This is a genomic window from Alteromonas macleodii ATCC 27126 (assembly GCF_000172635.2).
GTDB classification, from domain to species: Bacteria; Pseudomonadota; Gammaproteobacteria; order Enterobacterales; family Alteromonadaceae; genus Alteromonas; species Alteromonas macleodii.
Genome location: NC_018632.1, coordinates 1654788 through 1673460, shown reverse-complemented (window position 1 = coordinate 1673460; position 18673 = coordinate 1654788). Strand labels below are relative to the sequence as shown.

Sequence of the window (18673 nt, the reverse complement as noted above, 5' to 3'; positions counted from 1 at the left end):
GCCTTGCTAGGCTGAAAGAACCTTTTCAACAAGCTGGTTTTTCTGCTCCTGCGGTAAAAAACTTGCCTTAAAGCTATTTGCTACCAACGTACGAACTGTTTTTTCATCAATACCCAGCGACTGGTGCAACGCTTCAAAATTGTCATTTAGGAAGCCACCAAAATACGTAGGATCATCAGAGTTAACCGTGACCAGAAGCCCAGCATCAAGAAGCTGGACAATATTGTGGTCTTTCATATCATTTATCACACACAGCTTGAGGTTACTTAACGGACAAACAGTGAGTGGAATTTGTCTTTCTTTCAAGAGGTCCATAAGCGCCTCGTCTTCTTGGCAGCGTACACCGTGGTCAATACGATCAACGTCCAATAGCTCGATGGCTTCCCAAATGTAAGATGCCGGTCCTTCTTCTCCAGCATGGGCGACAATTTTAAATCCCAGCGCTTTGGCTTTTTTGAATACGCGTTCGAACTTTGATGGCGGATGCCCAAGTTCGGAGCTATCTAACCCTATCGCTGTAATGTGCTCGTAATAAGGCTCTGCTGCAGAAAGCGTATCGAAGGCAGCATCTTCTGGCAAATGGCGAAGGAAAGACATGATTAAATAGCTACTGATACCGTATTCATCTTTTGCTTTTTCCATCGCCTTCAAAAAGCCTGGCATGAAAATATCGAAACCTATGTCACGCTCTGTATGGGTTTGCGGATCAAACATAATTTCTGTGTGGACGATATTGTCCTCATGACACCGCGTTAAGTATTCCCACATTAAGGCAAAGAAATCATCCTCATCGCGAAGCACGCCCGCCCCTGCATAATATAAGTCAAGGAAGCTTTGTAGATCTTCAAAGTTATACGCCGCTTCTATCTCTTCCACGCTAGCATAAGGAAGTGATACACTGTGCTTTTCAGCTAGGCGCCACATAAGTTCAGGCGTTAAGCTACCTTCTATATGCAGATGCAGTTCGGCCTTTGGAATGTTTTTAATTATTGATGACAGCGACATGGCCCCTCACTTATTTGCACCACAACAATGCAATGGCATTTAATTGGTGCGTAATAGTTTATCTTTAATGCTATCTGTAAACGAGTTCTATTGCTCATTTAGGTTTTGTTTGCGGTTTTTTTGACTTCATCTATGTTGATTACTAACCGTTTGGCTGGCTTTGTGCTGCCTGGCTAGTGACCTTGAGTCACGCAATGGCTATTAATTAGTCATTGTACTGAAAAGTAAGTTAGCACAAAACACACCAACAAGTTGACTAATTGGTCAGTTTATTGCTTTCAACGCACAAAACACACAATGAAATACTAACAGAGAACTCTTGATGTCCAACAACGTAATCGAACGGCTATTTAAGCTGCAGGAACACGGAACAACAGTAAGAACAGAGATCATTGCAGGACTTACTACGTTCGCAGCCATGTCTTATATACTCGTGGTGAACCCAGGTATTCTTGGGTTAAGTGGCATGCCCGTAGAGGGCCTAATTACAGTGACAGCAATAGCGGCGTGTATTGGCACTTTAATGATGGCGCTAATGACTAACTACCCTATTGCGTTGGCCCCAGGCATGGGCTTGAACGCCTTTTTCGCGTTTACCATTTGTCTTGGTCGTGAAATCCCATGGGAAGCAGCGCTTGGTATTGTTTTCTGGAACGGCATTCTCTTTTTACTCCTTTCTCTCACCGGAGTTCGAACCAAAATAGCCGAGTCTATACCTCCTTCTCTCAAAATCGGCGTGCAGTGTGGCATAGGTTTATTCATTGCCTTTATCGGCCTTAAAAATGCGGGGCTGATTGTTGATAATCCTGCAACCTTCGTACAGCTTGGCGACCTTTCTGAGCCGGCAGTAATGTTAGCGCTCATCGGCATTATCTTTACTATCGTTCTTATGGTGAAACGCGTTACAGGCGCTATCTTAATCTCTATCGTAACACTCACCTTAATTGGTGCTTTTATCCCCACTGAAAACGGTACCTTAACTGCAACGCCTTCTGCTGTAGTTGGCATGCCAGAATCTATTTCAAACACCTTTATGGCAATGGACTTTTGGTACCCAATCGATCACCTTGCTGAAACGTGGGACCTCATTTTCGCACTTATGTTTGTGAACATGTTCGATACCATAGGTACCTTAATCGGCGTATCTCGAAAAGCCAATCTACTTACACCCGAAGGCAAGCTACCGAAAATTGGCTCAGCAATGACAGCCGATGCATCAGCGAGTATTGCTGGCGCATTAGTGGGTACATCTCCAGTAACTAGCTATGTGGAGTCCGCTACGGGCGTATCGGCGGGCGGCAGAACCGGGCTTACCGCAGTAGTGGTTTCTGTCTGCTTCTTACTCTCGCTATTTTTAACACCGCTAATGAAAGTTATCCCGCTGATGGCCACTACGCCAGCGCTATTGATGGTAGGTATTTTGATGATGGAATCGATTCGACAGGTTGATTTCGACGACTTAGGTGCGTTAGCCACTGCTTCTGTTGCACTTATCGCCATGCCGCTCACATTCAGCATTAGCGAAGGCATTGCCCTTGGTTTTATTACTTATGTTGGCATTAAGGTAGGTACGGGAAAATTTAAAGAAGTAACACCGCTCACTTATGCACTGGCGATTGTTTTCTTATTACGATACTTATTGGATTTAAAATAATTCAACGGCGCTTATTGCGTGCCTGTAAGTTAACGCTTTAGATACAAAAAAGGTGGCTTTCAACGCCACCTTTCTTTTTAAACTAGGCAAGTGAAAAAGATATACGTTTACTTCAATCCATCGTAAGTGAAGGTAACGGCTTTATCACCCATAAATACGATTTTAACGTGCTTACTGTCTTCATTGCCCCATGTACATGCCATGGTACCCATTGTTTTTCCGCAGTTGTCAGCTGACCCTAGAATTGCTTCAACTTCGTCCTGAGACATACCCATTTCTAATTTATCGTAGTTTTCTTTAGTCAGCTTTGAACATGCTGTCAGCGCTAGCGCCCCAAGGGCAATAATGGCTAGTTTTGTTTTCATGGTTTTGTCCTTTATTAAGTGAAGGCGGTAGTGATCAATCTGTTTCACTCTCGTCTCTTCACTTTACTGTACTTCAAATATAGTAGGCGTACTGTAAACGCTACGTACGCGGCTTGTCACCACCATCTTTAGGATGAAGCTCCAACCAGTGACGGGCAATTTGCTCTCGTGTCGCTAGCCATACTTTATCATGAGACTTAACGTACTCGATAAAGCGCTTAAGTGCGGCGAGTCGAGCAGGCCGTCCTATTATGCGATTATGAAGGCCGATAGATAGCATCTTAGGCGCTTCTTCTCCTTCTTCATACAACACGTCAAACGCATCTTTTAAGTAGGTGAAAAACTGTTCCCCACTGTTGAAGCCCTGAGGCGTGGCAAAGCGCATATCATTGGTGTCTAATGTGTACGGCACCATCAATAACGGCTTGCTGTAATGGCAGTCGTAGTAAGGTAAGTCGTCAGCATATGAATCGGCGCAATATAAGATATCGTCGCGCTCTGCAATCAACTTCAGCGTATTCGGACTCGTTCTTCCTGTATACCAACCTACAGGTTTACTGCCCGTTAACTGCTCATGAAGAATAATCGCCTCATCAATTTGTTTACGCTCTTGCTCTTCGTCCATGTCTTGATAATGCACCCAGCGCATGGCGTGGCTGGCGATTTCCCAACCTGAATCCATCATGGCTTTTACGGCGTCAGGGTGTCGTTGCATAGCCATAGTGACGCCAAACACAGTAACGGGAATGTCGTATTTATTAAGCAAACGGTGTAAACGCCAAAACCCTGCACGACTGCCGTATTCGTAAATAGACTCCATGCTGAGGTGGCGGTCTTTATACGCTTGTGCGCCGATAATTTCCGATAGGAATATTTCCGACGCCTCGTCACCATGAAGCACGCAATTTTCGCCACCTTCCTCGTAATTTAATACGAACTGAATCGCGATTTTTGCTTCGCCCGGCCACTTAGCGTGAGGTACATGTTGACCATAACCAATCAGATCACGAGGGTAAACAGACTCTGTCATGCTACACCTCGAAGTTTTCTGGCACAGATAACCCACAGCCACCGAGCACGAGTTTTACCACTTGTTTTGTAGCGTCTTCAAAATCTGATTTTGTCATTTTTTTACCGCGTAGACGGGTTATTTGCGCAGAGAAGTCAGCATAGTGCTGGGTACTCGCCCAGATTGTGTAAAGCAAGTATTCACCTTCAACAGGTGGCAGTTTGCCGGCCTTTACCCATGCATCAATAACCGCAAGTCGCCCTTTCATCCAAAGCGCATGCTCTTCATCAAAGTAGCCACTTAAGTTTTGTGCACCATTGATAATTTCCATCGCAAAGATCTTAGAGGCCATTGGATGCGTTCGCGACACTTCCATTTTCTCGGCGATATAATTGGCGAGTACCTCGGCTGGGTCGTCTTCTACTGTGGCTTTATCAAAACGTGAGTTCCACAGCGAGAGGGTTTCTTCTAGTACCGCTACGTAGAGCTCTTGTTTTGTTTTGAAATAATACAAAACGTTAGTCTTAGGAAGTCCTGCTTCATCAGCAATTTTTTGTACTGCTGTGCCTTTGAAGCCAAACTGTGCAAAACATTTTTCAGCGGCTTGGAGTATTTTTCTTCTGTTCATAGCGCCAACGCCAGCGTCAGCACTTTTTACCTTCATCATTATTATTAAAATTCCTTTGCAATCTACTTTGCAAGCGCACGGGCAGTATAAATGCTGCATGCCTTTTCGATAGGTTAGCATTTATTGCCGACGAGTTGCTATGCTCTTATAGATCATACATACCCTATACAGGGAGTGTTAACCATACTAAAACACGAATTACGCGAATAGTTCAAAACCTTGCACGAATCTTGCCTTATTCTTTATTAACAAATCGACGTAGTGCTTAGCAAAAGAAAAATAGAAAGGTATCACTTCTTTTTTTCCAATCAAATTTGCGCAAAATCATGGCCTTTTAGAACTCGGCCTTTTTTTATAAGCAATAAATTGACCAAATGGTCTACTTTTATTGAAAAAATACAGCTATATTAATGAATACAAGAATGAATATAACAAGAAGGTGTGAGTATGATTCGCTTTCTAATAAATAACGATGTCGTTGAATTAAATGAAGCGCGGGCCGACCTCACCCTTCTACAATTTATTCGCGAACATCGCAAAAAAACAGGCACAAAAGAAGGCTGTGCAGCAGGAGACTGCGGTGCATGTACCGTAGTACTTGTGGAACCAGCCTCCTCAAATAGCGCTGCAAAACTTAATTATCGAACAGTGAATAGCTGCATCACGCTAATGAGTGCAGTTCATGGGAAGCAGCTTTTATTTGTTGAGCATTTGAACGATGGTAAACACTTACACCCCGTACAGCAGGCGTTAGTTGATCACCATGGTTCTCAGTGTGGCTTTTGCACACCTGGTTTTATCATGTCGATGTTTGCCTTATATCACAGCAATACAAAACCAAATCGCGACGATGTGCTGCACGCTTTATCAGGCAACTTATGTCGCTGCACAGGCTACCGCCCTATTATCGATGCTACGATGGAGGTGTGCGAACAAACACCTGTTGATCAATTCACTGCACGCCAAGCTGCCACCCTTTCTACATTACTGTCATTATCTGGTGAGAAACCCACTGGTACGGGCAATATCCATACGCCAACGTCTCGCGAAGAACTGAAGACTCTGATTCAAGCGCATCCAGCTGCACAGCTAGTCGCTGGCAGCACGGATTTAAGCCTTCAGTTCACGCAACAGCTAAAAGATGTAGAAACGCTTATCAGTGTGACGCATATTGATGCACTAAAACAATGCACCAAAAGCGAGCATTCTCTTATTCTTGGTGCAGCTGTACCGCTAAATGATGCGGCACCTTTATTACTAAATGCATTTCCGCAAGTGGCTGAGCTTGTTACCCGATTTGCCTCGTTGCCTATCCGCAATCAGGCTACCATTGGCGGTAACGTGGCTAACGCTTCCCCTATTGGTGATATGCCACCGTTACTACTCGCGTTGAATGCCATACTGCATTTAGATAACGGCGAGAGCGTTCGTATGATCCCAATTAGCACATTCTTCACAGGCTATCGCGAGACCATGCTGGCGAAAGATGAATGGATAAGTGCAATAGAAATACCATTGAAACAGCCCAATCAAGCATTAGCTGCATATAAAATATCGAAACGATTTGAAGATGATATTTCTGCAGTATGCGCCGTATTTAATGTCACACTCGACAACGGCAAAGTAGAAGCCATTAGCAGTGGCTTTGGTGGTGTAGCAGCAGTTCCGTCAACCTGCAATGCGTTAGAAAACGTTTTGAAAGGTAAGCAGTTCGCTAGCAACGAATGTTTAACGTTGGGCAAACAAGTCTTATTCGATGCATTTTCACCTATCGATGATGTGCGCGCTACAGCCCAATACCGTAAAACTGTTTTAGCTAACCTGTGGCATCGCTTCTGGTTAGAAAACCAAACAGCAAACCAATTTGAAACACGGGTGGTGCAGCATGCGTAAGTTAATTGATGCCCCTAATTCACTGCAACAAAACGACAAGCAAAGTGTCGTTCACGTATCTAAAAAGCACGAGAGCGCAACACGCCAAGTACAAGGCAGTGCCAACTATGTTGACGATGTTATTGAACCTCAAGGCACTCTTTATGCTGCCGTTGGTGTAAGCCAATGCGCAAAAGGTACAATTAACTCGATAAATCTTGACGCTGTTCGCCAAAGTGAAGGCGTTGTAGATGTGGTTACGATTGACGACGTGCCTGGCCATAAAGATATTGGACCTGTGTTCGAAGGCGATCCGTTACTTGCTAATGGCGAAATCAAATTCTTCGGTCAGCCTGTATTTGCAGTGCTTGCCACTTCGATAAACCTTGCCCGACAAGCTGCGCTAAAAGGGAAAGTAGAGGTGAGTGAAGCCAAACCTATACTTAATGCCGAAGCTGCCCACCAGCAGCAAACGTTTGTGCGTCCCCTACATCGGTTTGGCCAACATACTGACCGCGTTGAAAGTACATTTGAAAAAGCGATCCACCAAGCACATGGCACGCTCAGTATTGGTGGACAGGAACATATGTACTTAGAAGGACAAGTGAGCCTTGCGATCCCTGATGAAGAAGATCGCATGAAAATCTATACGTCTAGTCAACATCCCAGTGAGGTACAAAAACTCGTTGCCGAAGTGCTCGATGTAAAATTGCACCGTGTAATGGTAGACATGCGACGTATGGGCGGCGGCTTTGGCGGAAAAGAAACGCAAGCCGCGCAATGGGCCTGTATAGCGGCTCTACTGGCATCGCGCAATCAATGTGCGGTTAAGCTTCGCTTACCACGCTTCACCGATATGCATGTTACTGGCAAACGTCACCCGTTCGAAAACGAGTTCGACGTGGCCTTTGACGAGACAGGTAAAATTGAAGCCACCCGCATGACAATCAATGGTATTTGTGGGCACTCGCCTGATTTATCTGACGCCATTGTCGATAGAGCCATGTTCCATGCGGACAATGGTTATTTCTTAGGTGATAGCGACATTGTTGGCCACAGATTGCAAACCAATATGGTATCGCACACCGCTTATCGAGGCTTTGGCGGACCGCAAGGTATGATTATGGCTGAAGCCGTGATTGATAAAATTGCCCGTGCTATTGGCAGCGACCCCCTATCGGTAAGAAAACGTAATTTATACGGCCCCACTACAGGTAGTTTTACCCCCTACGGAATGAAGGTAGAACATAACCTTCTGCCCGATATGATTGCCGAGCTAGAAGAAACCGCTCAGTATTGGCAGCGCCGTGAAGCTATTGCAGCGTTTAACCGCGAAAGCCCGGTGATTAAGAAAGGTTTAGCGCTAACGCCTGTTAAGTTTGGCATTTCATTCACCGCGAAGCATTTAAACCAAGCTGGCGCTTTAGTGCACATTTATACTGATGGTAGTATTCAGGTGAACCATGGTGGTACTGAAATGGGCCAAGGGCTTCACACCAAAATAGGCCAAATTGCAGCCAATGAATTTGGACTAGATTTGGATATGATTGAAGTCACTGCAACACGCACTGACAAAGTACCTAACACTTCACCAACAGCAGCTTCAAGCGGCACTGACTTAAACGGAAAAGCCGTACAAAATGCATGTATTACGCTAAAAGCCCGTTTGGCCGAGTGCTTTGCCAAAAGCTTAGGTCTAGAGGACCGCGCTGGCGACGTGCTATTCATTAATGAGCACGTGGTATTGGATGAGCACAAAATTACCTTTACCGAGCTTGTGCAGAAAGCGTATTTTGCTCGTGTATCTTTGTCTTCAAGCGGTTTCTACAAAACCCCAAAATTACAGTATAACCGCGAAACCGGTGAAGGCCGTCCGTTTTTCTATTTTGCCTATGGCGTCTCAATGAGCGAAGTCTCTGTCGATACACTTACCGGTGAATATACGGTAGATAAAGTTAACGTACTCCACGATGTTGGCAACAGTCTTAACCCTGCCATTGATATTGGCCAAATAGAAGGCGCGTTTATTCAAGGTATGGGTTGGCTTACCACAGAAGACCTTAAATGGAATGAAGCGGGTAAGCTGATAAGTGAAAATATGGCGACCTATAAAATTCCAGCCATTGGCGATACGCCAAAAGAGTTTAATGTGAAGCTGTTTGGTAGAAAGAATGCTGAAGACAGCATTTACCACTCAAAAGCGGTTGGCGAGCCACCATTTATGCTGGCTATTTCAGTGTGGTGCGCCCTTAAAGACGCCATATCTAGCCTATCTGGCTACACAGTTGATCCGCAACTAGATACACCAGCCACACCAGAACGCGTGTTAAATGCAGTAAGTGCTATGCAGCATTCTTCCAGTCGAGGCGGTGTTTTATGACACTCACGGCAGCAAAGTCATCTCGCGCGCCCCAATCATTTCGTGCAACAAACTGGTATGAGGGAATAGCCGAATGCCAAGCGCGTAATGAAGGCTATGTGCTTGTGACTGTGGTTGGCACTGCAGGCTCTACACCTCGTGAACCCGGGAGTAAAATGGTAGTTACCGCTTCACAAAGCATCGATACCATTGGCGGCGGGCACCTTGAGTTTAATGCCATTGCCCGCGCACGAGAGTACCTTGCAAAAGGCGAAGCATGCACTGAACTTCACAGCTACCCGTTAAGCAGTTCTTTAGGACAGTGCTGCGGCGGCGCGGTAAAGGTGCTATTTGACGTGTGTAACGTTCATCAGCAGCACATCGCCATTTTTGGTGCTGGCCATGTTGCAAAAGCATTGGTGCCTATTTTGGCTCAATTGCCTGTACGCATTTCGTGGATAGACAGTCGCGAGGAACTGTTTCCATCGTCTTTGCCAGCCAACGTGCACAAAGTCGTGGAAGAAGCACCAGAGAGCGAAGTTAGACACCTTGATGAGAACAGTTGGCTGATTATACTCACCCACGATCATCAATTGGACTATCGCATTACAGAACAGGCGTTAAAGCAACCTTCCCTCCCCTTTGTTGGGTTAATTGGTTCAGACACCAAAGCAAAGCGCTTTATTACCAAACTGACTCAGCGTGGGTTTGACGACAACGCGCTGGCAAGGCTATTTACGCCAATAGGTAACCGAGATATCCCTGGCAAGCAACCAATTGAAGTTGCCGTTTCTATATCTGCGCAAATTATCGAGCGTCTTCATGTAAAAGAAGTAACGGCAGGCAACAGTAACAAATACAGTGAGAAACCCGTTACAGCTTTTCACAAAGAAAAGGACACCACCAGTGACACTTAAAGAATTAAATACGCTAAGCGCTGAAGAGGCATCTTCTTGGTTTGAGCAATGCTGCGCGGCGAAAACCTGGATTTATCAAATGGTAAAAGCACGCCCCTACAGCGACAAGGACGCACTTGTTAATCAAGCGAAGAGCGCGTGGGCCAAATGCAGTGATGACGACTACCTTGAAGCTTTTACGGCACACCCCATGATTGGCGACGTTGATTCGTTGCGCAAAAAGTTTGCAAATACCAAAGCCATTGCTGCGGGCGAGCAGTCGGGTACAGCCAGCGCGTCCGAGGCCGTTTTACACCAGTTAAAAGAAGCCAATCACGCCTATTTAGACAAGCACGGGTTTATCTTTATTATTTGTGCCACCGGTCTTTCTGCGCAGACTATGTTAGAAGCATTACAAGCTAGGCTACCCAATACCACACAGCAAGAGATTACCAATGCTGCTGCAGAGCAAATAAAGATAACCCTATTGCGTATTAACAAAGCGCTGGATTAACCCCCGTATTTTCAAAAATATGGTCAATACGCATTGAATAGTTTTTAAGGAAAACAGTATGAATACGCTTTCTAGCCACGTACTCGACACTACATTAGGTAAGCCAGCACAAGGCATTGCCCTTACACTTACACTACCTGACGGTAGCACCCTTTCGGGTGAAACGGATAATGACGGGCGTTTTAACAACTGGGGCGTTGAAGACGGTTTTGCCGCAGGCGTTTATACCCTGCGCTTTCACTGCAAGCCTTACCTTGTAGAAACGCATGACAAAAGTTTCTACCCACACATTGATATTACATTTGAACTTGATGAGAATGGCGGTCATTATCATGTGCCACTTCTTATCTCTCCATTCGGTTTCAGCAGCTACAGGGGCAGCTAACAAACATGCAGCTTTTTCGTGCAAGCATTGCGCACTTTCCTAACCAAACTACACAGTTCGATAATGACATCGCTATATTCAAAGACGGTGGTTTGTTAGTAGACAATAAAGAAATAAAAGACATTGGCACATTTGAAGAGATAGCAAAGCGCTACCCGGCTGCCACTGTGACAGATTTTTCAGGCAAGTGGATTTTGCCAGGTTTAATAGACAGCCACCTGCATTATCCGCAAACACAGAGCATAGCTCATTATGGCGAGCAGCTGTTGAGCTGGCTTGAAAACTATACGTTTCCCACAGAAATGCAGTTTGCTGACAGTGAACACGCTAAAACCATTGCTAACGTATTTTTGCGCCAATTGCTAAAGAACGGTACTACCACAGGTTTTGTTTTTACTACGGTTCATAAAAGCAGTAGCCACGCATTATTTAGTGCAGCAAGCGAAATTGATATGGCAATTGTGGCCGGTAAAGTATGTATGGACAGGAATTGCCCTAGTGCGCTTAATGACTGCGCCGACACAGCACAAGCTGACAGTGCAGAATTAATCGAAGCTTGGCATAACAAGGGCCGCAACCGCTATGCGCTAACGCCCCGTTTTGCGCCAACCAGTACTGAAGCTCAGCTTGCTGCATTAGGGGAACTTGCCAAGCAGTATCCCGACGTTTTCATTCAAACACACTTGTCTGAGAACTTAGACGAGATTGCATGGGTGAAGAGCTTATTCCCTAAAGCGGACGGCTATTTAGATGTATATGACACCTACAGCCTTGTGCGTGAACGTGCGGTGTTTGGCCATGGCATTCACCTTACGCCCAACGAATGGGCGCGCTTAGGCGAAAGCGGCGCTACGGTGGCCTTCTGTCCTACATCTAACCTGTTTTTAGGAAGTGGCCTTTTTGATATGACCGCAGCGCGTGCTAACAAGGTCCATGTGGCCATGGCCACCGATGTGGGTGCAGGCACTACGTTTAACATGTTTAAAACCTACGGCGATGCATACAAGGTTAGTCAATTGCGCAGCGAGCCCATCAGCCCGTTAGAAGGCTTTTATCTTATGACCCAAGGCGCGGCCGTAGCTCATGCGCTTGATCATGAAATAGGCAACTTAAAGCCAGGCACCACTGCTGACTTTATCGTTGTTGAGCCTAGGTTTGACGAATTGACACAATTGAGAATAAAAGAAGACGCGGACTTTGACGATGTGTTTTTTGCCTTGAGTATTTTAGGTGATGACCGCGCTATCGACCAAACGTGGATAAGCGGCACCTGCCGCTATAAAAAAGAACATCATTAATAACAGGCTGCTGTAGGGCTTTTTGGCCCTAAATAAGGAGAACAATAATGCCGTGGCTAGATTGGATAAGTTTATTTGTACGTTGGTTCCACGTTGTAGCGGGTGTAGCGTGGATTGGCGCGTCGTTTTACTTCATTTGGTTGGATAACAATCTACGCACGCCACCTAAATGGAAACAGGACAAAGGTATCAAAGGCGACTTATGGGCTATTCACGGTGGCGGCTTTTATGAGGTCGCAAAATACGCCTATGGCCCAGAGAAAATGCCAGAAACACTGCACTGGTTTAAGTGGGAAGCCTATACCACGTGGTTATCGGGTTTCGCACTACTCATAATTGTTTATTACTTTGGTGCTAGCGCTTATCTTATCGACCCTTCGGTAAACGCCATGTCACCGACCACGGCAATATCTTTAAGTTTAGGGTTAATCTTTGGCGGACTAGCCTTATACGAATTTGCTTGTCGCAGCCCATTGGCAAAATATCCACTTGCCTTCGGTATTGGATTAGTCGCGCTTGTTTGTATTGTCAGCTACCTGTCTACCCAGTGGTTTAGCGGTCGCGGTGCCTATATTCACGTTGGTGCGCTTATTGGCACTATCATGGCAGGGAATGTCTTTTTCAACATCATGCCGAACCAGCGCAAAATGGTAGCAGCTGTAGCCGATAAGAAAGATATTGATCCTACTTGGGGTGCGAGCGCTAAATTGCGTTCGGTACACAATAACTACTTTACGCTGCCTCTGCTGTTTATCATGATTTCAAATCATTACCCCATGACGTATCAACACCCGCAAAATTGGCTGGTACTCATTGCGATAATGGCCGCTGCCGCTTGGATACGTCATTTCTTTAACTTGCGTCATGTGGGCATCACTAAACCAGGTATTTTAGTGTCTGGCGCAGTCGCTATGCTAGCAATAGCGCTATGGGTGTCATGGCCTCAGTCGCCATCACATACATCGAATGAAGGACATGAAGATGTGAGCCTTGTCGATGAAGTAGGTAAAAAAGTAACGGCTAACAATGCAGTCGCCCAAGCGAGTTCTGAAGTAAGCAATGAGCGAGTAGTAAGCTTAATTACAACCCATTGTGTGGGTTGCCACTCGCGCACGCCAACCGACGATATCTTTAAAGTCGCGCCTTTAGGCGTAGTATTAGATACATGGGAAGATATTGAAAGGTTTGCGCCACAAGTGGTTCGAAGAACCACTGTGACCAAAGACATGCCATTTTTAAACAAGACAAAAATGACAGACGAAGAGCGTCAGGAAATAGCGCGCTGGTTCGCTCAAAGACAAAAATAGAATGGCGAAAGCGATGTAGATATCGAGTCTCAGGAATAGCTGTCTACATCGCTTTATCAATCGCGGTTAAAACTTGCTGATAACGCTTTTTTCCGTACATTACCTCATCGGCCTTATCTAGCCACTCCTGCACGGTTTCAATCCCTTCGCTCCACTCAACCCAGCCAACACTGAAGCCAATTGGTACTACCTTATTGCCATCTACATTAACTTCAAAGTCGCTTTGGGCAACCCTATTAAAAAAAGCTTCCGTTTCCTTTTCACCCGTGCCATAGAGCAAGATGACAAATTCATCTCCTCCAATACGACCGAATCTATCACTATCACGCAGCAAACTACTCATTCTTTCAGAGAACTCAACAAGCGCCTTGTCTCCTACCTTGTGACCATATTTATCGTTAATTTCTTTGAATTTGTTTAAGTCTATATAAACAAGCGTTGACGTTTGTTGGCCACGATCCATACGAGAAATTTCGTCACTTAACTTGCTAAATATCTCTCTCCTATTCGCAAGTCCAGTGAGCGAGTCGGTTTTCGACAGGTGCTCTAATTTAGTGACGGCGCTCATCAGAGCTTGTTGCTGCGTTTTCTCTCTTGTTATGTCGTCGGCTGTACCTAAAATAAGCGACTGCATTTCACGGTCGTCAAATATCAAGCTTCCGCGATCGTGAAGGTACTTCACTTCGCCTTTCGAGTCGTATATACGATATTGAATATCCCAATTCTGCAAAGGGCGTTGACTGAACAGTTTTAACACCCGTGCTTTATCATCTTCATGTACATGATCAATAAAGCTCATAGGGTTACAGTAAAGTTCGTACTCGTTGCGACCGAATATGTTTGAATAGCCATCGTTAACGTATTGCAGTTTAGACAAGTCTGGCGTCGCCACCCATATAAACGTTCTATCAGAAAATGCGCTAACAATTTTGCTAAACAAGGCATCAACTTGAAAGAGCTCAGACTGGATGCGCTTTTTCTCGTCGATATCTTCCACAATAGAAATAAAATAGTCTGGGTTGCCGCGCTGATCTCTTACTAAAGACACTGTTAACTTCGCCCAAACTTGCTCGCCATCGCGCCTTACATATCGCTTTTCAATCGCATAGTCATCGATATCACCTGCCATCAGGCGCTCTAAGTAACTTAGATCTTCATCAAGATAATCTGGCGCAGTTAATTCTTGAAAGGTTAACGTCGTTAGTTCTTCATCAGAATATCCTAAAAAATCACACAGTCGCTTATTTACACGTATAAAGCTTCCATCCACGCTTACGTGAGCGAGCCCAACAGGACAAAAGTGAAAAGTTTTTTCAAACATAGGGCATCGCCCCGTTCGGTAATTGCATTCCGTCGCCTCAAGAGGTGGCACTCAAAGGATAATGAGCACCCTTTTATACTTTAGTATAAGCCATTATAGATTAACTTTTTTCATTCGCTAAAAAATGCATCTAAGAAAAAGGCTTAGATAGCGTCTAACTGCGACATAGCGGTAAAAGGCATTTGATGGTGGAGATTGCTTTTCACCTGAAAAAAGTTGCTAGTCAGCTTTAAACGCTAACCATTACTCCGTTAGTTGCCTATGTTAGCGTTTTTTCTCAATAGGACAGTAAAATGATCGAGTTTTCAGTCGTAATCTATTCTCAACCAAACCAACAAGATGCACTTTTAGACGCATTGTTACCCTTGGTTAAATCAAGCCGAGAAGAAGTCGGCGCAGTGATGTATGACCTACATGCAAGTGAAGAGGGTGTGTTTGTTATTACGGAGAAATGGCAATCTCAGGATGCCCTTGATGCTCATGAAGCTACTGAACACTTTGTTGGTTTCCAAGAAAAAGCCGGAGAGCTTGTTGAAAAAGTACTTCGATTACCGCTAGTGTCGGTCTAGCTCTTTATAAAGCAAATGCGGTGAGATAAATGCTCACCGCTAGCGGTATTCAATCATTCGTGTGGTTTTCAGACCAGACTCTTAGCTGTTCAAGAATATCTAGCGCTGAGCGCCCAAACTCGGTGAGACTATAAGCAACCGCAATTGGACGAGAGTCGATAACGTTGCGGATCACCATACCGTTGTTTTCCAGCTCTTTAAGGCGCTGATCGACCATCTTCCGGCTGGCGCCGCCAAGCATTCTACACAGGTCGTTAAATCTAACAGGCTCATCTTTGAGATGATAAATAATAGAACCCGTCCACTTTCCACCAATTAGGCGCATTCCACGCTCTATAGCACAAGGCTCTGTACAAGTATTTAGAACGGTTTTTCTACCCTTAGCGTCTGTTTTTATTTCACTTTCCATCTATTTTCCTAAAAAAGCCACCTAGTTACTAAAAGTATACTAATTGTTTGTTTGAACAAGGTAACTAAAATAGACCACATAAGCAAGTTTGGCCTCTAGTATACCTTTAGTTAATTAGTCTAACTCCAATTCGAAAGGTTCATTCGGGCGTCTATGGAGTGAGCGGTTATTAAAGGGAGAGCCAACGCGGCCAGATTTTAATAATACCAATTAAAACAGGCAAAACAGACCGTTCAAACCAAGTACAGCGCCTTGGCGAGAGCATATTAAACATTAACTTCACGGTGACACAAACCATGATTGAATTTACGTTAAATGGAAAAAGAGTGCAGACAGATGCTGCATCAGATACGCCTCTCGTTTGGGTAATACGCGATGAATTTGGACTAAAAGGTACCAAGTTTGGGTGCGGTGTAGCGATGTGTGGCGCATGCACGGTACATATTGATGGTAACGCTATTCGCTCTTGCTCCTATCCCGTTTCGTTAGCTAAAGATAAGAACGTAAACACTATTGAAAGCTTCAACAACGCGCATCCGCTGCAATCTGCTTGGGTAGAAGAGCAGGTTCCTCAGTGTGGCTATTGCCAGTCTGGCCAAATCATGCAAGCAGCGACATTGCTAGACAGAAATCCAAACCCGAGCGACCAAGATATCGTTAATCACATGAGCACCAATTATTGTCGCTGTATGGCTTACCCGCGCATAAAAAAGGCGATTAAGCGCGCTGCAACGTCTTCCGTTCAATACTTTGATCCAACCGCTTCATCAGAAGGGGAAAACGCATGAGCATGAAAAATATCTCTCAAGAAAAGAAAGATATGATCAACTTATCTCGCCGTTCTTTCATGGTGGGATCAGTGAAAACGTCTTTATTCATGGCATTTGGTGCTGCTGCTATTCCATCCCTGCTGTCGGCGAAGGAAAGTATTGAAAACAAAAAGTTTTCTCCAAATGTTTGGTTTGAGATGGATATAGATGGCAACGTCACCGTCAACATAGCCAAAGCGGAAATGGGTCAGCATATCGGCACGCCAATCGCTAGAATCTTGGCTGATGAGCTTGAGTGCGACTGGGAGAAAGTGTCTATTGTGCACGTTGATACAGACCCTAAATGGGGCTACATGATAACAGGCGGCTCTTGGTCAATTTTCCATACTTACAAGCCCATTTCTCAGGCGGGCGCCGCTGGCCGCATGGTGTTAACTGCTGCAGGTGCGAAGCTACTTGGCGTGCCTGTCGATAGTTGTAAGGCAGAAAAAGGCTTTGTTATCTCAGGTAACAAGAAAATTAGCTATGGCGATATCGTAGCGAATGGCAAAGTAGACAAAACATTCAGTGCAGATGAGCTTGCGGAACTGCCGATTAAGCCGGGTAAAAAACGCCACCTTATTGGCGTTAATGCAGACTATAAGGCTCTCGACATACCGCCTAAAACTAACGGTACTGCGGTATACGGTATTGATGTTGAAGTGGAAAATATGCTTTATGCACGCCCCATTCTGCCGCCGACGCGTTATGGCAGTACAGTAACGAATGTCGACGACAGTAAGGCTAAGAGTCTACCGGGATATAAAGGTTATAAAGTGCTTACCGATCCAAGCGGTACCATCGAAGGCTGGGTCACTGTATTGGCTACAGACTACCCCACCGCGATTAAAGCTGTTGATATGGTAAAAGTCAGCTATAACGCCGGTAAAACCGCTAATGTTTCTGAAGCTGATATACAAAAAGAAGGCGAAAGAATTGTACGTGACCGCAATGAAGGCACTGTCTTTGTTGACGAAGGCGACGTAGTTAAAGCACAGGCTAATGCTGCCTCTACTATTGAAGCGATATATACAACCTCTACGGCGAGTCACTTCCAACTAGAACCGTTGAACGCTATTGCGGAATTCAAAGAAGGTAAATGGCACATCCATACAGGCAACCAGTGGCAAGGACTGACGCTGCCGGCCGTAGCCAAAGCTGCTGAAGTGTCGGATGACGAAGTCGTTATGCATCAATACTACCTAGGTGGTGGTTTTGGACGCCGTCTTTTCGGTGACTGGGTTATTCCAGCTTTACTTACTGCTAAGGCGGCAGGTCAACCAGTAAAACTGGTATTTATGCGCCCAGACGATGCCCTGTTTGACCAACCTCGCTCTGCATCAACATCATTGTTTAACGCATCGTTTGACGAAAATGGTGAATTCACAGGAATGGAACATGCACTCGCTGCCGGTTGGCCAACCTTACACATGGCGCCAGATTTTCTTGTACCTGGCGTTGATGGCAAGGGCAAAGTAGACATGTTCTCAGCGTCGGGAGCCGATCACTGGTACACCATGTCACATCACCGTGCTCGCGTTGTTAATAACAAGGTCGCGCAAGATACTTTCACACCAGGCTGGCTGCGTTCGGTAGGTCAAGGTTGGATTGTATGGGGCTTAGAATCGTTTATTGACGAAGCTGCCATTAAAGCCAACAAAGACCCTGTCGACTTCAGGCTTGCGATGTTAGACGGTAAAGGTAAACAAGGAGGCAAAGCGCCAGAAAGTGTGGGCGGAGGCAAACGACTTGCCAATACTCTTGAAATTCTTAAGAAAAAGACCGCAAATATTAAACTTGGCGCTGACGAAGGCATTGGTTATAGCGTGACAGCAGGGCAAGAACGTACAATGCCAGCGTGGCTAGCCACCGCTGCACATGTCCATGTTAATAAGCGCACAGGAAAAATAACCGTTAAGAAACTTTGGGTAGTATCGGATGCCGGTATTGTTATTCACCCAGATGGCGCCATGGCGCAGCTTGAAGGTTCACTGTTGTGGGGGCTCAGCTTGGCCTTATTTGAACACAATGAAATAAAAAATGGTCAAGTCGCGAAAACCAACCTACATACTTATCTTCCTTTACGCATGAACGATGTACCAGAAATGGACATTGAACTGGTAGAGAGCGATGAATTCCCAGTTGGTCTTGGTGAACCTGGCGTTATTGGTGTAGCCCCTGCTATCGGCAATGCAGTATACCAAGCGATTGGTGTACGGCTACGTCATTTGCCCATGCTTGCTCAACACGTTACCGCAGCATTAAAAGCATAA

Annotated in this window: 17 protein-coding genes; 11 read left to right on the top strand and 6 right to left on the bottom strand. The window is 45.3% G+C overall.

The features are described 5' to 3' along the window. Window positions 1–6 precede the first annotated feature (6 nt). On the bottom strand, window positions 7–1005 hold the full coding sequence (locus MASE_RS07180; RefSeq protein ID WP_014949077.1) for an adenosine deaminase: 999 nt from the start codon (window positions 1003–1005) through the stop codon (window positions 7–9). A 322-nt stretch (window positions 1006–1327) separates the two neighbouring features. Here MASE_RS07180 and MASE_RS07175 point away from each other — a divergent pair, with 322 nt between their 5' ends. Continuing rightward, a complete protein-coding gene (locus MASE_RS07175; RefSeq protein ID WP_014949076.1) occupies window positions 1328–2659 on the top strand; it encodes an NCS2 family permease in 1332 nt (443 codons plus the stop codon). 107 nt (window positions 2660–2766) lie between these two features. Here the strand turns inward: MASE_RS07175 and MASE_RS07170 are convergent, their stop codons facing one another. From MASE_RS07170 to MASE_RS07160, 3 genes are all read right to left on the bottom strand, one after another. Continuing rightward, window positions 2767–3024 (bottom strand): hypothetical protein, encoded by a 258-nt coding sequence (locus MASE_RS07170; RefSeq protein WP_014949075.1) that lies wholly within the window; start codon window positions 3022–3024, stop codon window positions 2767–2769. A 100-nt stretch (window positions 3025–3124) separates the two neighbouring features. Continuing rightward, entirely contained in the window at window positions 3125–4054 is a 930-nt protein-coding gene (gene puuE, locus MASE_RS07165) for an allantoinase PuuE (RefSeq protein ID WP_014949074.1), read from the bottom strand. A gap of 1 nt (window position 4055) precedes the next feature. Next, the gene (locus MASE_RS07160) at window positions 4056–4700 is read right to left on the bottom strand and encodes a TetR/AcrR family transcriptional regulator (RefSeq protein WP_014949073.1); all 645 of its coding nucleotides are present in this window, start codon (window positions 4698–4700) and stop codon (window positions 4056–4058) included. A 408-nt stretch (window positions 4701–5108) separates the two neighbouring features. On the opposite strand from MASE_RS07160, the gene xdhA reads away from it, so the two are divergent. From xdhA to MASE_RS07125, 7 genes are read left to right on the top strand one after another with little or no spacing between them, the layout of a single operon-like run. Beyond that, the gene (gene xdhA, locus MASE_RS07155) at window positions 5109–6554 is read left to right on the top strand and encodes a xanthine dehydrogenase small subunit (RefSeq protein WP_014949072.1); all 1446 of its coding nucleotides are present in this window, start codon (window positions 5109–5111) and stop codon (window positions 6552–6554) included. Beyond that, window positions 6547–8913 carry a xanthine dehydrogenase molybdopterin binding subunit gene (xdhB, locus tag MASE_RS07150; protein WP_014949071.1) on the top strand — a complete coding sequence of 789 codons (2367 nt, stop codon included), beginning with the start codon at window positions 6547–6549 and terminating at the stop codon, window positions 8911–8913. The genes xdhA and xdhB overlap by 8 nt, the downstream gene beginning before the upstream one ends. Then, window positions 8910–9809, top strand: a complete 900-nt coding sequence (xdhC, locus tag MASE_RS07145) for a xanthine dehydrogenase accessory protein XdhC (RefSeq protein ID WP_014949070.1) — start codon at window positions 8910–8912, stop codon at window positions 9807–9809. The genes xdhB and xdhC overlap by 4 nt, the downstream gene beginning before the upstream one ends. Continuing rightward, complete coding sequence (gene uraD / locus MASE_RS07140; RefSeq protein ID WP_014949069.1) at window positions 9799–10302, top strand: 2-oxo-4-hydroxy-4-carboxy-5-ureidoimidazoline decarboxylase; 504 nt, start codon at window positions 9799–9801, stop codon at window positions 10300–10302. Before xdhC ends, uraD begins: the two co-directional genes overlap by 11 nt. A 58-nt stretch (window positions 10303–10360) precedes the next feature. After that, the gene (uraH, locus tag MASE_RS07135; protein WP_014949068.1) at window positions 10361–10687 is read left to right on the top strand and encodes a hydroxyisourate hydrolase; all 327 of its coding nucleotides are present in this window, start codon (window positions 10361–10363) and stop codon (window positions 10685–10687) included. A 5-nt stretch (window positions 10688–10692) separates the two neighbouring features. Next, a complete protein-coding gene (guaD, locus tag MASE_RS07130; RefSeq protein WP_014949067.1) occupies window positions 10693–11985 on the top strand; it encodes a guanine deaminase in 1293 nt (430 codons plus the stop codon). A 47-nt stretch (window positions 11986–12032) separates the two neighbouring features. Beyond that, on the top strand, window positions 12033–13292 hold the full coding sequence (locus MASE_RS07125) for a urate hydroxylase PuuD (RefSeq protein WP_014949066.1): 1260 nt from the start codon (window positions 12033–12035) through the stop codon (window positions 13290–13292). A gap of 43 nt (window positions 13293–13335) precedes the next feature. On the opposite strand, the gene MASE_RS07120 is transcribed toward MASE_RS07125, so the two are convergent. Continuing rightward, window positions 13336–14613: a diguanylate cyclase gene (locus MASE_RS07120; RefSeq protein WP_014949065.1), complete on the bottom strand. Its 1278-nt coding sequence runs from the start codon at window positions 14611–14613 to the stop codon at window positions 13336–13338. 293 nt (window positions 14614–14906) lie between these two features. Here MASE_RS07120 and MASE_RS07115 point away from each other — a divergent pair, with 293 nt between their 5' ends. After that, window positions 14907–15182: a putative quinol monooxygenase gene (locus MASE_RS07115; protein ID WP_014949064.1), complete on the top strand. Its 276-nt coding sequence runs from the start codon at window positions 14907–14909 to the stop codon at window positions 15180–15182. A 49-nt stretch (window positions 15183–15231) separates the two neighbouring features. Here the strand turns inward: MASE_RS07115 and MASE_RS07110 are convergent, their stop codons facing one another. Continuing rightward, window positions 15232–15591 carry a winged helix-turn-helix transcriptional regulator gene (locus tag MASE_RS07110; protein ID WP_014949063.1) on the bottom strand — a complete coding sequence of 120 codons (360 nt, stop codon included), beginning with the start codon at window positions 15589–15591 and terminating at the stop codon, window positions 15232–15234. Between the two features lie 296 nt (window positions 15592–15887). Here MASE_RS07110 and MASE_RS07105 point away from each other — a divergent pair, with 296 nt between their 5' ends. Continuing rightward, window positions 15888–16379, top strand: a complete 492-nt coding sequence (locus MASE_RS07105; RefSeq protein ID WP_014949062.1) for a (2Fe-2S)-binding protein — start codon at window positions 15888–15890, stop codon at window positions 16377–16379. Then, a complete protein-coding gene (locus MASE_RS07100) occupies window positions 16376–18673 on the top strand; it encodes a xanthine dehydrogenase family protein molybdopterin-binding subunit (RefSeq protein WP_014949061.1) in 2298 nt (765 codons plus the stop codon). The genes MASE_RS07105 and MASE_RS07100 overlap by 4 nt, the downstream gene beginning before the upstream one ends.